Below are 16,424 nucleotides of genomic sequence, written 5' to 3'. Positions count from 1 at the left end.
AAAAACTTAGCCCTTATTTTGCCCTTGAAAAAGAAGTAAAAGAAGTAAAATGAAAAAACAACTCCACAAGAGCATCATGCTACTTGCCTTGTTTTCTGCTGGCTATGCTTTTGCACAAAGTCAGATTTTGGAAGGTAGGGTATTGGACGAGAAAGATAACACTCCTATAGAAGGGGTAAAGGTAAAAGTAAATGGGCAGGAAGCAACGACTGACATTTCCGGATACTACTCTATCAACCTGTCCCCCGGCACCAATTACATTGTAACGGTAAGCTCCAATGGGTATAACAGAAAAGAGATCAGTGAGGTTATTATCAAAAATGAAGGTAATACTCATCTTGATATCGTAATGGACAAGCCCTCTACCAAGGAAAAAGAAATTGAGGGAGTTGTCATAAAATCAAACGCAAGAAAAGAAACCATAGCCTCTACAATCGGTTTACAGAAGAACGCCGGTGTAGTTTCTCAGGTTATTGGGGTTGAAGCTATTAAAAGAAGTCCGGACAGAAACACAGGTGAAGTTCTGAAGAGAGTTTCCGGGGTGAGTTTATCTGAAGGAAAATATATTGTAGTAAGAGGTTTATCAGACCGTTATAACCAAGCGATGCTGAATGGTATTCAGTTATCCAGCACGGAGCCTGACAGAAAGACTTTCTCTTTTGACCTTTTCCCGGCAAACGTTATCGAAACCCTTGTCATCAACAAAACTTTCATTCCGGAATATACAGGTGAATGGGGAGGAGCATTGATTCAGGTAAATACAAAGGATATTCCTAATAAAAATTTCTTCAACGTACAGGTAGGTGTAGGAGGAAACACTGCTACTATGGGGCAGGAATTCCATATGCAGAAAGGAGGAAAATGGGACTTTTTAGGAATTGATGACGGTTACAGAAAGCTTCCTACCAATATGCCTGCAAAAAATGCTTTCAGCATTCTGACTGAAGCTCAGAAAACAGAGATTGGTAAAGGATACACAAAGAACTTAGGATACAACAGTATCGGTTATCCTGAAAACTTAAGTTTACAGCTTGACGGAGGTTTCAATACCAAAATATTTGGAAAGGATTTAGGAGTAATTGCTGTTTTAAACTACAGTAACAACAAGAGAAGAACTGAGTCTACCAACCGTTTCTTTACCATCAACAACGAACTTGCTGATACCAACTTCGATTATTTTACAGAAAAATACAGCAATGATATTATCTTAGGAGGAATGTTGAACTTAGCTTTAAAGCTGAACAGCAACAATAAAATTTCCTTAAAGAATATCATCACTAATAATACAGTGAACCATATGTCCTTCAGAACAGGAAAGGACTTTGAATTTGATCCAATCAACGGAACAAACATTATGGCAAGGGAAATTGGATTTAAAGAAACTACTTTCTATAATTCTACCCTTACCGGTAACCACAAAATTGATATTCTTGGCGGCCTTACTGTAAACTGGTACGGAAGCTTCGGAATCCTGGATCAGTATATTCCTTTGCTACAGCGTTTGCAGTATAATCAATACACAAACATGACAGGAAGCCCTTATTTAGCATTGATCTCTAATGGTCTTTCTCAAAAATCGGGAAGTGTATTCTACTCTACTTTAAGTGACTATCTGTATAATGCAGGAGGTGATATCTCCAAAACATTTACCATGTTTGGTCAAAAACAAACGATCAAAGGAGGTTATTTATTCCAGGTAAAAGACAGAATCTACAATTCAAGACCATTCTCTGTAAGACTTGAAAACTTCAATCAGGGATTACTTTCCCAGCCTTTTGAAACTATCTTCAATCCAGGAAACTTCGGAGGTAACGGTGGATTTACATTTGATGAAATTGCAGGAAACCAGTACCGATATATTGCCAACACAATCCTTAACGCAGGGTATTTACAGTTTGACAATAACTTTACACCATGGTTAAGAGCTGTTTGGGGATTAAGAGTTGAAAACTTTGATCAATTGGTAGGAAGCACGAAAAAAAGTGATGACCGTTTTGTAAACACCCGTGTTACAGATTTCTTACCTGCTGTAAACTTAACATTCAAGGTAAATCCTAAAATGAACATCCGTGTTGCAGGTTCACAAACTGTTGTAAGACCGGAGTTTAGAGAGGTTTCTCCTTTAGCATATTATGATTTTGATCTGGGAGCTACTGTAATCGGTAACAAATCTATTGAAAGAACTAAAATTACGAGTGCCGATGTTCGTTGGGAATATTACCCAAGAAACGGAGAGATTATATCTGTGGCAGGTTTCTATAAAAACTTCAAAAAGCCGATCGAATTATACTTCAACCAATCAGGGGTTGGAACGAGTAATACCTTCAACTACCTTAATGTAGATAAAGCTGATGCTTACGGGGTGGAATTGGAAGTAAGAAAAAAGCTGGATTTTGTAAGTGCTCTTAAAAACTTTACGCTGGGTGGAAACGTAGCTTTAATTAAAAATAAAGTAACAGACGAAGCTACTAAGATTGACAGACCAATGCAGGGTCAGTCTCCATATACGGTCAATGTAAGTCTTCAATATGATACTGAAAAATCAGGATGGTCTTCCACCGTATTATTCAACATGATCGGAAGAAGAATCCTTTATGTAGGAAACGATCAGGTACCACCAATCTGGGAAGCACCAAGACCTCTTCTGGATTTCCAGATTGCTAAAAAAATATGGAGCAACAAAGGAGAAATCAAGCTGAATGTTTCAGATATCCTGAACCGTCGTGCTAAATTCTACCATGACCTGAACGACAACGGTAAGTATGATAACAAGGATGCTCTTGCTATTGAAAGACTTATGGGAACCAATATCAGTTTAACACTGGGATACAATTTTTAATTCACACAACAAATAATCTAATAAATAATTTAATTCTTTATAACATGAAAAAGTTCGTTTTATATTCTTTAATGCTTGGCGCTCTAGTATCAACTACCGCATGTAGAAATATAGAAGAAGATGGACCTACCATTATTCAAAATGGAGGTAACGGAAACGGAGATACTGAAAACCTTATTCTTTCAGGAAAGATCACTTCCAGCATGACGCTTAAAGCTAACAAAATTTATAAGCTAAGAGGACTAGTATATGTAACTAACGGAGCTACTTTAACTATCGAGCCAGGTACAAAGATTGTAGGTGAAGCTGATAAAAACGGAGCTTTGATCATTACAAAAGGCAGTAAAATCATGGCAGAAGGAACTGCTGCCAACCCTATTATCTTCACTTCTGAAAAACCAAGTCCTAAAAGAGGAGACTGGGCAGGTGTAGTAATTTTAGGAAATGCTCCTACTAATGCTTCTTTCGGTGGAGCAAACGGAGTTGGAGAGATTGAAGGAGGTATCAACAACTCTGAAGGTCTTGGACTTTACGGTGGAAACAATGCTGCTGATAACAGTGGTGTATTAAAATATGTAAGAATAGAATATGCAGGATATGCATTCTTACCGGATAAAGAGATCAACGGACTTACTTTCGGTGGTGTAGGTAACGGAACTACAGTAGATTACGTAGAGGTTGCTTATGCTAATGATGACAGTTTTGAATGGTTCGGAGGAACAGTAAACTGTTCTCACCTTATTTCTTACAAAGGTCTTGATGATGATTTCGATACAGATAACGGTTTCTCAGGAAACATTCAGTTTGGTATCGCAGTAAGAGATTCTCAGGTAGCAGACGTTTCCGGTTCTAATGCATTTGAATCTGATAATGATGCTAACGGTTCTACTTTAACGCCTCAGACTTCAGCTACATTCTCTAACATGACGATCATCGGGCCAATCAACTCTGCGGCTCCAGGATCAATCAACGCATTATTCCAGAATGCATTACAGATCAGAAGAAACTCTTCTATCTCTGTATTCAACTCTGTATTCACAGGATTCCCGGTTGGTTTATTCATTGATGCTACAAAAGGTGCTCCAACAGATAACAATATTGTAGGTAACAAATTATTCTTTGAAAACAATGTTTTAGCAGGAATGCAAACTCCTTTAAAATTCGGACCATCTACTTCTACTCCGACAACTTATACATTAAACGATCTTACAACTTGGTTTAATGCTAAAGGAAATACAATCCTTGCTTCTACTGCTGATGTAAAACTTGCCGGTGCTTGGGCTCCTGCAGGAACTACACCAAACTTTACTCCTAGTGCAGGTTCTCCATTATTAACTGGAGGAGCGTTTACTAATCCTAAATTAGCTACTTGGTTTACACAGGTAACTTACAAAGGTGCTGTAAAAGATGCTACGGATACATGGTATGCGGGTTGGACAAACTTCAACTTATAATAGTATATAGTACTTAGATTTAATTTCAAATAGAAGGCCTTCGGAAGTATTTTCCGAGGGCTTTTTTTATTGTTATTATTGGATATTACAGATATTAGGAATTCTGAATATGAATAGATGTTCATATTGCAAAAACAGAAAAAGGGAATATGAACAGTTATTTTTTTAATTGATCATGGGGTTATTGGCAAGTTCGGCTAAAGCCAGACGAATGATTCTTCTAATTAATAAATGGTCTAAACCCATTCCTATTGATAGGAAAGAGACCCGAAACCCGGATCCCGGAACTCATAATTCATAATTTATAATTTATAATTTATAATTCAAAAAAAACGCCACCAGGAAAACTCCCGATGGCAATTACAAAAAACAAGTGTATAAAAATATATATACTTCAAATTAATTTCTCCAAAATAAATTCCCGTCATTCATCAGGGCTTTTATTTCAGACATTCTGGAAACAGCTTCTGCAGAACATGAAGCGTCTGTAAGTACAATTGCAGCTTCATCACCAGCTTTAGGCCACTGCTGTTTTCCTTTTTCATCCAGAGGAAGGATACTTTGAGTTGCAAACTGTAAAGCTCTTGATAATGCATATTCTGTGGCATAACCGTACAATTCTGCAATCAGATTGGCTTTCTGCAGCATACTTCCGGACCCGAAAGTACTCCAGTAGTCCTGTACATTATCATTTCCGATTAATACATTCACACCATATTTTTTCAAAGTTGGAATGGGCATTACCGTTCCTTTAAAAGGTACAGAAGAGGCGATTCCTACTTTTCCTGCGGCCAGTCTTTCTGCAATCAGTTCTGTTTCTTTTGATGAAAGATGTGCTAAAGCAAATGCATGACTTACAAATATTTTTCCCTGAAGTGCCGGATTTTCGATTGCTTTGTCAATCAGATAATTGATCGTTTTCATACCGGACTCTCCTACTTCATGCAGGTGAATATCAATTCCTTTATTGTGATCTAATGCCAGCTGAACCGTAAAATCCATTACTTTCTCAATACTTCCATCAATACTTAAAGGATCAAGTCCACCGATAAATTCCACACTTTTCAGTTGTGCTGCTTCCTTCATCAGAGGAGCAGATTCTGTGTAATACACTCCGTGCTGCGGGAAAGCTACCAGTTCAGCTTTGAAAGAATCTTTTTTGTTTTCAAGCGCCTGCTCAAGATGTTCCAGGGATTTCAATCCTGATGTAGGGTCTATATTGAAATGTGTTCTTGCAAAATGAGTTCCATAGTGCTGCTGCAGACTGATCAACTGTTCTGCTCTGCTTACCGATGTTTTCAACAGCTCAGGAATAATTTCCTGTTCATAGGCAATCATATCTTTCACTGTTCTTCTTTTCGGGGACAGCGCCTGCCATGGAAGACCGTACAATGTTTTATCCAGATGGATGTGCATATCTCTGAAAGCCGGAAGCATCAGATATCCTTTGGCATCTGTTGCTTTGGAAGCAGGGTCATTGGCTTTTACTGTTTTTATTTTTCCGTCTTCAATTTCAATACTGAAAAGCTCAGTTTTAGTTCCGACAACCTCTTCATTTTCGTATTCAAAACCTGTTTCCAGGCGGACATTTTTAAGGGAATATTTTCCTTTTGCAGTTAATTGATAGGGAAATTGCATGATTTAAAATTTTAACAATACAAAATTAACCCGGCTTTGGGGTAAAACCGGTGTATCAATTATGTCTTGTTTTGTACAGATTATTCTTTGAATTGGGAAGGTGTCATTCCCGTTTGTGCTTTAAAAAATTTGGAAAAGCTGGCATGGTCATAGAAACCGAGATCATACACAATATCTTTTACAGACATTTCGGAAACCTTTAAAAGTCTTTTGGCTTCCAGTAAAATACGATCCTGAATAAGAGATGAAGCCGAAGCATTAAGATTTTTCTTGCAGACAATATTCAGATAGTTGGCAGAAATATTCAGTTTATCAGCATAGAAAGAAACAGATCTTTCTGTTTTAAAATGTTCATCAATAAGATGGAGAAATTTTGAAATAATAGGATTTGAGTTATAGACTTCAAAGTCTTTGAAAGCCCCTTCCACAGATTTACTTACCAGCAGCCCAATGAGCTCACTTCTTTTTTGAATAAGCTCCCAAAATACGTTTTCTCCATTCAGTTCTTTCTGGATAGATTGAAATTCATATAGAAAAGTTTTAAAAATTTCCTGGGAAAGATTAATAACCGGATGATTCTGATAATAAGATGCCGAAAATCTTAACGATGGCAGAAAGCTTTCAAACCAGTCCCGGCTGATCATCAGCTGATAACCTATGGTTTCTTTCTCAATGACCCATTGGTGCACCTGATCCGGAAAAACAAGGTGGATCTGATGGTCTTTTACCGGATATTCTGTAAAATCTATGGTATGTGAGCCTGCTCCATGCTCAAAAAGATTGATGATAAAAAAATCATGCTTATGGGGATCATCAATGGAACGTGCCCCATAAAGTTCATTAAACAGCAGATTACAGCCCTTCAGCTGATTCTCACTAAATTCCTGAATTCCTAAAATTGGAAAATGATCTGTATGGTAACCCACTCTGCCTGATTTTCTCTTAAAATTACTAAAAATTGTGAGAGAAAAAATTAAAATAACCACAAAAGGGACAAAAGCTTTACTATACCACTTCTACTTCAGTTTCTATCTGCATCCAGTGGCTGTTTCTGAAAAGTTCAATACATTTCCAGGCTTTCCCCCGTAAAAACTTTTATACCCTTTGCGGTTAAAAAAACACAACTAAAAATATATTAATTTATTAATCACGAGCTGTTGCTCAACATCTATGATTTTAAAATCTGAGCAATTTCTTTAAACCCTGATGATTCTGCATGCTGCAAAGGCGTTTTGCCTGAATGGTCAGGAATGGTTAGATCAGCTCCGTTATCTTTTAATATCTGTACAATTTCCTGATATTTCCCGCTTCCATTACCCAGAATCACCGCTTCCATCAAGGCTGTCCATCCTAATCTGTTCACATGATTAATGGGAAATCCTTTTGTTTTAACCAAAACTTTTACAGTTTCCACATGTCCCCGCTCGCAGGCAGGGATCAAAGCAGTTCCGTTATAACGGTTAAAAAGATCAAAACGAGCTCCGCTTTCCAGATACAGCTTAACAAGTTCCGTCTGTCCGCTTGCTCCTGCATACAAAAACGGACTGTCCAGCTGATCGTCCTGAAGATTAACATCTGCTTTGTAAGATATAAGCAGTTTTGCCATTTCAGATTGTTTGTTTATTGTTGCAATCAGCAATAAGGAACGGCCTTTCCTGTCTTTGGCATTCACATCTGCACCGTTATTCAAAGCTGATTGTACCGCAGTCACATCATTTTTCTTTACAAAATGTATTATATCTTTTTCCTGCATATTTTCTTCTTTTGGTGTATCAATAGGCTTTGTTTCACAAGCATTCATACTTCCGAATACCAGAAAGAATAATAATACTTTCATAACTTTCATGTGAGTTAAAAGAAGGTTTAAAAGACAACATTCCCATTATGTACCAATGATTCCACTTCTGAAATTCTTGATACAGCTTCTGCGGAACAGCTTGCGTTCATCAGAACAAAGTCTGCTTTGTCTCCTGTTTTTGGCCATTGTTGAGTTCCTTTATCATCCAGTGGAAGAATATTTCCTGTTGCCAGTTTTAAGCTTCTTGACAATAAAAACTCTGTTGAATATCCGTACAATTGGGCCATTAAGTTGGCTTTCTGAAGTACACTTCCTGTTCCGAAAGTATTCCAATGATCTATGATACTGTCATTTCCTGTGAGAACAGTTACATTATGTTTGTAAAGCGTTGGTATTGGCATGATCAACCTTCCAAAAGGGATTGTAGAAACAATTCCAATCTGTGCTTCACTTAATTTTTCAGCGATTTCTTCCTGTTTTGCAGCTTCTAATTTAGCCAGAATAAAACAGTGGCTTAAATAAGTCTTCCCTTTCAGAGCAGGATTTTCATTTACTTTTTTAATAAGATATTCTACTGTTTTCAATCCGGAATCTCCGGTTTCATGCAGGTGAATATCTATTCCTTTTTTATTGTCCAAAGCAAGCTGAACAGTAAAGTCTACCACTTTTTCGATATGTCCATCGATGTTGAATGGGTCTACACCACCGATAAAATCAATATCCATCTTTGCAGCTTCTTTCAGATAAGGCACAGAATCCGTATAGAACACGCCATGCTGTGGAAAAGCTACCAATTCGGCTCCAAAACCTTTCTTTTTATTTTCTAAAGCTTTCTGCAGATTTTTTAAGGACTGAAGTTTGGAAGTGGGTTCAATATTTACATGGCTTCTGGCATAAGAAGTTCCTTTCGACTGTAATAATTCGATCAGTTTTTCAGCTTTGAAGGTTGAGTTCTTCAGCATTTCAGGAAGCATTTTCTGCTCCAGCTCTATCATTCCTTTGATCCCTCCGGTTCTTTTTTGGACAGCCTGCCACTGATCTCCGTAAAAGGTTTTATCAAGGTGAATATGCATATCTTTAAATGCAGGAAGCATCAGCAGACCTTTTGCATCTACGACCTTAGCATTGGGCTGATTGGGTGCAATCTTTATGATTTTTCCGTTTTCAACTTCTACATAAAACAGATCAGTTTTGGTAGAGGCTACTTCCCCATCCTGGTATTCAAACCCTGTCTCCAGACGAACATTTTTCAGACTCATTTTTCCCTTTACTGAAGTATTATTTTGATCAAAGAAAGGTGATGCATTCATCATATTAGGTATTAAAGTGAGTCCCGCAACAGCCAAAGCTGAATTCCTGATAAAATCTTTGCGGGAGATGGTATTGTCAGAAGTCTTCATTTCCAATCTATTTATGACAAAATTAAAAAGAAGTCTGCTGAACGAAGTGTATGGTTTATTACAAAATCTGTATGATTTATACTTTGTGGTAATTACTTGCTAAAATACTCAGTTTATCTTTTCCGTATTGCAATCAAAAGATATCCATGGCAATTGTCAATCCGTAGAAATCTAAATTATATTGTTTTTATGCTGGTGAGACTCCTACGGAGTGACAAGGATTGTGGATAAATTTGATTGCGTAGAGTTTTTTATTGATCTGCAGACTTTCCAATTCAAATCATTCTGCATAAAAAAACCGGATCTAAAATCCGGTTTTGTTTATTTTTATTTATTTGAATATTCAAATTTTCTTACAGCTTCCAGCGTCATGTCAATTTCTTTATCTTTGATCGCATCACTGATGAAGTACGTTTCGTATCCACTTGGCGGCAGATATACTCCATTCTGAAGCATCTGATGGAAGAAATTATTAAACAATGAATGATTAGCTTCCTGAGCCTCATCAAAGTTTGAAACCCTGTTGATATGGAAGAAAACAGACATCATAGAACCTTTTCTGTTGATTTTATGAGCAATTCCTTTTTCATTTAAAATTTTTCCGATTTCAAAATCCAAAGTTTCTGTTGTCTTATGCAATCTGTTGAAAAATTCGGGGTCGTTTTTAATAAGCTGAAGGGTTTTTAATCCAGCTCTCATTGCTAAAGGGTTTCCGCTTAATGTTCCTGCCTGATATACTCCTCCTTTTGGAGCCAGGTGATCCATAATTTCATTTCTACCAGCGAAAGCTCCTACCGGAAGACCTCCACCGATTACTTTTCCGTAAGTCACTAAGTCTGCTTTTACATTGAAAAGTTCCTGAGCTCCTCCGAAAGCCAATCTGAAACCGGTCATTACCTCATCAAAAATTAATAAAGCTCCATTTTCATCACAGATCTTTCTCAGGTTTTGTAAGAAGTTGTTTTCTGGCAGTACACACCCCATATTTCCTGCAACCGGCTCTATAATTACCGCTGCAATTTCTCCCTGATTGTGACGGAATAAATCCTCAACCTGTTCAAAATCGTTATAACGTGCTAATAATGTATCTTTAGCAGTACCTGCTGTTACTCCTGGAGAATTTGGATTTCCGAAAGTTGCTGCACCACTTCCTGCTTTGATCAGAAATGAGTCTGAATGTCCGTGATAACAGCCTTCAAATTTCACAATTTTATCTCTTCCTGTGTATCCTCTGGCTAGTCTTACTGCACTCATACATGCTTCTGTTCCTGAAGAAACCATTCTGATCTGGTCAATATTCGGGACATTATCAATAATGAATTTTGCAATTTCTGTTTCCAGTTCTGTAGGAGCTCCGAAAGAGAATCCTTTCTCTGCCTGAATCTTCAGTTCTTCCAGTACTTCAGGATGTGTATGTCCCAAAATGGCCGGACCCCATGAATTGATATAATCGATGTAAGTATTGTCATCTGCATCGGTAAGGTAAGCCCCTTTTGCCGATTTCATAAAAACAGGAACACCTCCTACGGATTTGAATGCTCTCACCGGAGAGTTTACTCCTCCCGGAATGTATTTGTAGGCTTCATCAAACAAAGCCGAACTTCTTTGATACTTCATATATACTTAGTTGCTGTTGGCAGTTGCTTGTTGGCATTTAACTGTCAACGGTAAACTCTCAACAAAAAAATTAAATTAGTTTCGTGGTTTTTTGTCTATCAAATAAATCAGCTGTCCTGCAGATGGCTGCTGTCCTTCATCCATTCTGTTTTTAGCATAAAGTTTATTTAATTTGATTCCGAATTTCTGAGCGATATCATGCATATCTTCTCCGGATTCTGCTTTATAAGTAGCTGTATTTCCTGTAGAATTTTTTGATTCCAGAAAAACAATATCATTTTTCTTTAAGGTTTCACCTTCCAATTCATTCCATTTTATCAGTCTGCTTTCGCTGACTTTGAATTTATTAGCAATGAATTTCACATCAGTATCTTCAGGAATTACAATATATTTCAGCCCGTCATTCGGATGGCTTTTGATAAGAATGGAATTAAGAATTTCAGCTTTCGTTTTGATTCTTTCCACTCTTTTTTGCTGTTGTGCGTAAGAAGTCTGTTTGTAAGGAACTTCTACGGTAACCGGGTCTTTAGCTTTTTTAACAGCTTTTGAAGGGTCCAGCTGTGCCATGAAAGTTCTGTCGTCTTTCAGATCCGGATACATTTTAAGTACAGCGTACAATACCTCATTAGAACTGGTATTGTCGAATTCATATAGCTTGTACTTTTCAATTTTGGTAATAAGAATTGAAGCATAACGTGGATTGGTAGCATAGCCCGCCTTTTTTAAACCGGTTGCCCACGCTCTGTAATCTTTCATATCCAGTTTGAAGAGGTTTGCATAATATTTTCTTGTGGATAAGAATATAGAATGGTCTTCATAAGACTGTCTTGGATCGTCATAAACACGGAAGCATTCATTGGGTGCATCATCGGTATGTTTCATCGTTCTACCGGTCCAGTCTTCTTTACATTTTATACCGAAGTGGTTTTTACCTTCCTGTGCTAATCTGCTTTGCCCGCCCCCGGTTTCCAATAATCCCTGGGCAAGGGTAATAGAAGCCGGAATTTTATATTTTTCCATTTCTTCTACGGCATATTTAGCAAACTTCTGAATATACTGATCTTCGGTTGCCCAAGTTTGGGCAGAAAATTTTGATAAAACTAAAAGGCTTATGGTTAGGAAAAGTCTTTTCATGTTTTTCAATTTTACTTATATAATTAAATTTCTATTCTGTTTTTCCAAAAGCAGATTAGCTCCTTCAATCCCCTGTAATCCACCAGTGTGAAAGCACAAAATCCTGCTGTTTTCAGGAAAATAATCATCTTCAATCAGTTCAAAAACTTTCTCCATCATTTTTCCTGTATATATCGGTTCTAAAGGAATACCATACTTCTCTTTGAAATCATTGATAAAACGGATGTTTCCATCATTTATTTTACCGTAACCTCCAAAACATGAATCTATTAGATTAAAATTATGTCTCAAAGTTAATTCAAAAATTCTATTTTCCAGTGAAGCATCATCTACAACCTTAAATCCTATAACTTTCTGATTGTCTTCACTAAATTTTGAAATTCCCGCAATGGTTCCTCCGGTTCCGACTGCGGTGCAAAGATAGTCAAAATCTTTTGTTTGTTCATTGAGCATCATTTTCACCCCTTCCACAGCCTCTTCATTGGTGCCTCCTTCGGGTACTATCAGTGCATCGGGAAACTCCTGATGAAGGAATTCTGTCAGTTTTTCTTTATGGCGGTATTCTTCGCGGGTGACAAATTTCAGATTCATTCCATTTCTTTTGGCAAAAAGTAAAGTAGGGTTATCACGCCACTTATGCTGCAGTTCTTCTCCTCTGATGATTCCCAATGTTGGAATACCTGCCAGATTTCCTACGGCTGAAACCGCAGCAATATGGTTGGAAAAAGCGCCTCCAAAAGTAATAATATAAGGTTTATCCGGATTTCTTTCCAGATAGTGGTTGACATTATAAAACAGTTTCCAGTATTTATTACCTGAAACCAGCGGATGAATCTGATCTTCCCTTTTAATGAAAAGTTTTACATTTTTATGAATGGGAATTTCCTGAATGGAAACAGGTTCTGTGGGAAGTTGTAATAGCATTTCAGTTTTTAGCAGCTCAAGGTTTATTCTTTACAAAAGTAGGAAAAGATTTATTCTTCCGGAGGTTTCTGGCTGTATGAGTAATTATGTTTAGATCTTTCACTCGGATCACACAGATTTTCACAGATGGTGGTTTGATTTTTTTAGGTTTCAGCTAAAGCCAAATGAATTTGAGTTTATTTGATAAACGGGCTAAAGCCCGTTCCTATTAAATATAAAGAAAATCGAAATTGATCTTCCCAAAAAAACAGAATCCAGAAACTTGAACCACGAACCCCAAATCCTTAAGAATGAAATCTCGAATCCCGAAACTGGCAAATAACTCTACAAATATTTCCTGAAGTTCCAGAATTTTCTTTTCTTCAAATAATTCAGATTATTTTCATTGGTGTAGGCTTCTCTTTCAAATGAGATTCTTCTGTAAGCCAGATAGCCGTCTTTCAGCTTGAAAAACCAATAATAATATTCAATGACATAGAAAATATAGAAGAAAATAATAAGCATTTCCCATTGTTGGCGTAAATGGATTTTTTCGTGATTGATCAAAACATTATTTTCCTTATCTTCGGGTTTCCTAATGAAGATAAAGGGAAAGAGAGCAATGCCATTAATTTTTAATTTTTTTAAAGGCTTTTGGCATACAATTATCATAGTAACAAATATAAAAAGTTTTTTGACTAGCATTTAACTTATGGCCCATTATGACATCAAAGAAGGTGAAGACTTCTACTATAATGAACAGGGGTACAAGGTTTTTACAGAAAAATTTCATCTGAAAAGAGGTTATTGCTGTAAAAGCGGCTGCAGACACTGTCCTTACGGGTACGATAAAAAGACTGATACATTCATTAAAAATGATAAAAAAAATAAATAAAATGAAAAAATATATTTTTATTTTGTTGGCATCAGCTACTTTAGGTTTAACTTCTTGTAGCCCTTTTCAGGTACGTTCAGATTATGCTGAAACCGCCAATTTCAATTCTTTCAAAACTTATAAAATAAGAATTGATGATCTAAAATTGAATGATATTGATAAAGACAGAGTGCTGAATGAACTGTCAAGACAGCTTCAGAGCAAAGGACTTCAGTCTGGAGAAAGCCCTGATCTGATTATCAACGTAAAAGCTAATCATAAAAAGATTACTGATATCAATTCTTCTTCACCTTACGGAATGTGGGGATGGGGCGGACCATTCGGATGGGGTGTTGGAATGAGCAGAACGTGGACCTCAAATTATAATGAAGGTGCACTGATTGTAGACCTTATTGATGCAAAAACCAACAAATTGGTTTGGCAGGGTATCGGAAGCGGAATTTCTGTAGATTCTCCAAAAGCAAAACAGAGACAAATTCCGGAAATTATGGCTGAGATTATGAAAAATTATCCGCCACAAAGAAAATAAAATTTAAGTCATCCATTATATAAGCCGGTATTTTTGTACTGGCTTTTTTTATGAGTGATGATTCTGTTTTTCCCACAGATAATACAGATTTCCACAGATGCTTTTTTTGGATTTTTTATGAGTTTGGTCATTAAGTTTTAAGTTTTGGCTAAAACCAGATAAATTGTTGGTTTATTTGATGAGTGAGCTAAAGCCCACTCCTATTGAGTATAGAAAATATTAAAATGTATAATCCAAAATATAAAATTCAAAACCCGGAACTCCGCATTCATTACGTATTACATGCAGTGCATTTAAAATTAACTATTTTGTAATTTCTTATTCACAAAAAATGTAGTATTCTTGCTGAAACTTGTATTAATATGAAAAAAATCATTTTATTCTCTGTATTTGCAGGACTTGCCCACGCTCAGGCTCCTGCAGGATACTACAATTCTGCCAACGGACTGAGTGGAGCAGCACTGAAAACTGAATTAAGCAGCATTATCACCAGCGGTCATATGGACAAAGGATACAGTGGACTTTGGACCGGTTATAAAACTACTGACATAGATAAGGATTATGAAAATGATGGTTCTATTCTTGATATCTATTCTGAAAAACCTGTAGGCACAGATCCTTATAAGTATACTCCAGGAACCAACCAGTGTGGAACATATTCTACTGAAGGAAATTGCTATAACAGAGAGCATATTGTTCCTCAAAGTCTTTTCAATCAGGCTTCTCCCATGGTTGCAGATATTCACTTTATCAGAGCGACAGATGGGAAAGTAAACGGAATGAGAAGTAATTATCCTTTCGGAAAGGTAGGAAGCGCCTCTTTTACTTCACTGAATGGTTCAAAGCTTGGAACGTCAGTCTCTTCAGGATATTCGGGAACGGTTTTTGAGCCGATTGATGAGTTTAAAGGAGATGTGGCGCGTATGATTTTCTATTTTGTAACCCGTTATCAGAGTAAACTTTCTACTTTCTCATCAGGAAATATGTTAGGAAGTTCTACATTCCCGGGATTACAGACATGGGAACTGAATGTTCTTCTGGCATGGCATAATCAGGATCCGGTTTCTCAGGCTGAGATCAAAAGAAATAATGCCTCTTATACTTTCCAGGGTAACAGAAATCCATTTATTGATAATCCTAATTATGTAAATCTTATCTGGGGTTCCCAGCAGCCTTCAGGTGATACTCAGGCACCTACTGCAGCAACAGGACTGAATGTTTCAGGAAAAACTTCCAGCAGTATTTCTCTTGCCTGGAATGCCTCTACAGATAATGTAGGAGTAACAGCTTATAATGTTTATATGGATGGAAATCTGAAAACTACGGTAAGCTCAACTTCAACAACGATTTCAGGACTTGCTCCTTCTACTTCTTACAGCTTTTATGTTGTAGCAAAAGATGCAGCAGGAAATTCATCATCAAACAGTTCTACGGTTTCCGGTACTACCGATGCAGGAAATACAAATCCAGGAACAAGCTGTGCGAATGAAAGTTTTGAAACAATTCCAGCAGCCAGCTCTACTTATTCAACCAAAACATGGAGCAACGATGGTATCTCCTGGACAGCAACGGATGCAAGAACTGATCAGACTCTTAACAATAAAGCTATTACGGTAAGAAACGGTTCTTTAACTTCCGGCAGTTCTGCAAACGGTATCGGCTCTTTAACAGTCACTACACAACTTAAATTCTCAGGAACAAACGGTACTTTTGATGTAAAAGTAAACGGAACAACAGTAGGAACTATTCCTTACAGCACTTCATCTACAACTACTACCATCAACAATATCAATATTTCCGGGAATGTAGTGGTAAGTCTGGTTAATAATTCATCAAGTAACAGAGTTGCCATTGATGACCTTTCATGGACATGCTATTCCGGATCAAGTGCAAGAATAGCTCAAAATACAGCTGCAGAAACTACTTCTAACGGTTTTAAAATTTCTCCGAATCCTATTACCAACCAGGAGATTTTTGTAAAAGGAGATCTTCAGAAGGTAAAAAAAGCTGAAATTTACACTCTTCAGGGGAAAGTTCTTCAGACGATTAACCAGCCTTTCAGAAATGGAAATTCTATTAAAACCATAAATCTTGGTCAGGGAGTTTATATTCTGAAACTGGATCAGGTTACGATGCAGTTCCTTGTAAAATAATTCAAGTACTGATTTAATATAAAAAATGCCGGTCTTTTTAGACCGGCATTTTGTGTTTTTAAAC

General features: G+C 37.0%; 13 protein-coding genes. 5 read left to right on the top strand and 8 right to left on the bottom strand.

All coding sequences use genetic code 11. The annotated features are described in order from the left end of the window. Window positions 1-49 precede the first annotated feature (49 nt). Complete coding sequence (locus tag OL225_RS03125) at window positions 50-2,839, top strand: TonB-dependent receptor (RefSeq protein ID WP_264517240.1); 2,790 nt, start codon at window positions 50-52, stop codon at window positions 2,837-2,839. Between the two features lie 44 nt (window positions 2,840-2,883). Next, window positions 2,884-4,293 (top strand): hypothetical protein, encoded by a 1,410-nt coding sequence (locus OL225_RS03120; protein WP_047378616.1) that lies wholly within the window; start codon window positions 2,884-2,886, stop codon window positions 4,291-4,293. 399 nt (window positions 4,294-4,692) lie between these two features. Here OL225_RS03120 and OL225_RS03115 read toward each other — a convergent pair whose 3' ends face one another. From OL225_RS03115 to OL225_RS03080, 8 genes are all read right to left on the bottom strand, one after another. Further along, window positions 4,693-5,931 (bottom strand): amidohydrolase, encoded by a 1,239-nt coding sequence (locus OL225_RS03115; RefSeq protein WP_264517239.1) that lies wholly within the window; start codon window positions 5,929-5,931, stop codon window positions 4,693-4,695. Window positions 5,932-6,011: 80 nt separating this feature from the next. Beyond that, window positions 6,012-6,857 carry a helix-turn-helix domain-containing protein gene (locus OL225_RS03110; protein ID WP_047378618.1) on the bottom strand — a complete coding sequence of 282 codons (846 nt, stop codon included), beginning with the start codon at window positions 6,855-6,857 and terminating at the stop codon, window positions 6,012-6,014. Between the two features lie 242 nt (window positions 6,858-7,099). Further along, the gene (locus tag OL225_RS03105; RefSeq protein ID WP_264517238.1) at window positions 7,100-7,768 is read right to left on the bottom strand and encodes an ankyrin repeat domain-containing protein; all 669 of its coding nucleotides are present in this window, start codon (window positions 7,766-7,768) and stop codon (window positions 7,100-7,102) included. A gap of 26 nt (window positions 7,769-7,794) precedes the next feature. Next, window positions 7,795-9,129, bottom strand: coding sequence for an amidohydrolase (locus OL225_RS03100; protein ID WP_264517237.1), 1,335 nt, complete (start codon window positions 9,127-9,129; stop codon window positions 7,795-7,797). A 327-nt stretch (window positions 9,130-9,456) separates the two neighbouring features. Beyond that, a complete protein-coding gene (gene hemL / locus OL225_RS03095; protein ID WP_047420975.1) occupies window positions 9,457-10,746 on the bottom strand; it encodes a glutamate-1-semialdehyde 2,1-aminomutase in 1,290 nt (429 codons plus the stop codon). Window positions 10,747-10,821: 75 nt separating this feature from the next. Then, window positions 10,822-11,880, bottom strand: coding sequence for a glucosaminidase domain-containing protein (locus tag OL225_RS03090; protein ID WP_047378622.1), 1,059 nt, complete (start codon window positions 11,878-11,880; stop codon window positions 10,822-10,824). Between the two features lie 15 nt (window positions 11,881-11,895). Further along, window positions 11,896-12,804: a 1-aminocyclopropane-1-carboxylate deaminase/D-cysteine desulfhydrase gene (locus tag OL225_RS03085; protein ID WP_047378623.1), complete on the bottom strand. Its 909-nt coding sequence runs from the start codon at window positions 12,802-12,804 to the stop codon at window positions 11,896-11,898. 324 nt (window positions 12,805-13,128) lie between these two features. Beyond that, window positions 13,129-13,455, bottom strand: coding sequence for a hypothetical protein (locus OL225_RS03080; protein ID WP_264517236.1), 327 nt, complete (start codon window positions 13,453-13,455; stop codon window positions 13,129-13,131). Window positions 13,456-13,495: 40 nt separating this feature from the next. Here OL225_RS03080 and OL225_RS03075 point away from each other — a divergent pair, with 40 nt between their 5' ends. From OL225_RS03075 to OL225_RS03065, 3 genes are all read left to right on the top strand, one after another. After that, complete coding sequence (locus tag OL225_RS03075) at window positions 13,496-13,678, top strand: DUF5522 domain-containing protein (protein WP_007842321.1); 183 nt, start codon at window positions 13,496-13,498, stop codon at window positions 13,676-13,678. A gap of 1 nt (window position 13,679) precedes the next feature. Further along, window positions 13,680-14,207 (top strand): DUF4136 domain-containing protein, encoded by a 528-nt coding sequence (locus OL225_RS03070; RefSeq protein ID WP_264517235.1) that lies wholly within the window; start codon window positions 13,680-13,682, stop codon window positions 14,205-14,207. A gap of 362 nt (window positions 14,208-14,569) precedes the next feature. Next, complete coding sequence (locus tag OL225_RS03065; RefSeq protein WP_264517234.1) at window positions 14,570-16,360, top strand: endonuclease; 1,791 nt, start codon at window positions 14,570-14,572, stop codon at window positions 16,358-16,360. The last annotated feature ends 64 nt before the right edge of the window (window positions 16,361-16,424 follow it).

Origin of the sequence: Chryseobacterium viscerum (assembly GCF_025949665.1) — a bacterium.
Taxonomy (GTDB): domain Bacteria; phylum Bacteroidota; class Bacteroidia; order Flavobacteriales; family Weeksellaceae; genus Chryseobacterium; species Chryseobacterium viscerum_A.
Note: the sequence above shows the minus strand (reverse complement) of the source record. Positions and strands in the feature narration are given on the sequence as shown.

What these genes read in the sequence shown, in the direction of transcription:
- OL225_RS03125 (WP_264517240.1), top strand. Translation starts at nt 50, where the DNA reads ATGAAAAAACAACTCCACAAGAGCATCATGCTACTTGCCTTGTTTTCT.
- OL225_RS03120 (WP_047378616.1), top strand. Translation starts at nt 2,884, where the DNA reads ATGAAAAAGTTCGTTTTATATTCTTTAATGCTTGGCGCTCTAGTATCA.
- OL225_RS03115 (WP_264517239.1), bottom strand. Translation starts at nt 5,931, where the DNA reads ATGCAATTTCCCTATCAATTAACTGCAAAAGGAAAATATTCCCTTAAA.
- OL225_RS03105 (WP_264517238.1), bottom strand. Translation starts at nt 7,768, where the DNA reads ATGAAAGTATTATTATTCTTTCTGGTATTCGGAAGTATGAATGCTTGT.
- OL225_RS03100 (WP_264517237.1), bottom strand. Translation starts at nt 9,129, where the DNA reads ATGAAGACTTCTGACAATACCATCTCCCGCAAAGATTTTATCAGGAAT.
- hemL (WP_047420975.1), bottom strand. Translation starts at nt 10,746, where the DNA reads ATGAAGTATCAAAGAAGTTCGGCTTTGTTTGATGAAGCCTACAAATAC.
- OL225_RS03090 (WP_047378622.1), bottom strand. Translation starts at nt 11,880, where the DNA reads ATGAAAAGACTTTTCCTAACCATAAGCCTTTTAGTTTTATCAAAATTT.
- OL225_RS03085 (WP_047378623.1), bottom strand. Translation starts at nt 12,804, where the DNA reads ATGCTATTACAACTTCCCACAGAACCTGTTTCCATTCAGGAAATTCCC.
- OL225_RS03080 (WP_264517236.1), bottom strand. Translation starts at nt 13,455, where the DNA reads ATGATAATTGTATGCCAAAAGCCTTTAAAAAAATTAAAAATTAATGGC.
- OL225_RS03075 (WP_007842321.1), top strand. Translation starts at nt 13,496, where the DNA reads ATGGCCCATTATGACATCAAAGAAGGTGAAGACTTCTACTATAATGAA.
- OL225_RS03070 (WP_264517235.1), top strand. Translation starts at nt 13,680, where the DNA reads ATGAAAAAATATATTTTTATTTTGTTGGCATCAGCTACTTTAGGTTTA.
- OL225_RS03065 (WP_264517234.1), top strand. Translation starts at nt 14,570, where the DNA reads ATGAAAAAAATCATTTTATTCTCTGTATTTGCAGGACTTGCCCACGCT.